Origin of the sequence: Methanosarcina spelaei, from assembly GCF_002287235.1 — an archaeon.
In the GTDB taxonomy this organism is placed as follows: Archaea; Halobacteriota; Methanosarcinia; order Methanosarcinales; family Methanosarcinaceae; genus Methanosarcina; species Methanosarcina spelaei.
Map to the genome: position 1 here is coordinate 1 of NZ_LMVP01000392.1, position 506 is coordinate 506.

The window sequence follows — 506 nt, forward strand, 5'->3', positions numbered from 1 at the left end:
ACAAAGCCATTTGGATCAAGTAAATACAACTGAGACCTTAGAGGTTTTTGATCCATCAATATCAGGGTCTTTGTACCTTCTGGATTCCACATTAAATTTTTTTGCCATTCAAGATCCAAAATATTTTCTCTTATTTCGTCAACTGTTGTGTAGTTACATTTGCCTGCAGTTTTGATTAGTGTTTTATCAGGGTCTGCAATTACATAAAAATCCCTTACATTAAATATATTTGAAAAAATTCCAACCCTATTTCCGTCTGGACTCCAGCTTATTTCCTGCTTATACGGTTGTTCCATAATATGTAGACTGAGGGATTTTCCTTTCTTATTGTTTGGAGTTGAGGCTAGTTCTCTAATTCCACTTCCATCTGCATTCAGTATATATATTGCATGAAGGGTACCTTTATTTAAAGAGTTGATAGATGCTTCTACCATAAATCTGCTGCTATCAGGACTCCATGAACCTCTAATTACAGGTTGTTCTTTAAGATTAGTTCCTGAGGAAAG

General features: G+C 35.0%; 1 pseudogene. It reads right to left on the reverse strand.

Features of this window, described 5'->3' with window-relative positions:
* Window positions 1-434 (reverse strand): annotated as a pseudogene (locus tag ASJ81_RS15200) (TolB family protein); the annotation flags it as partial.
* Window positions 435-506 lie beyond the last annotated feature (72 nt).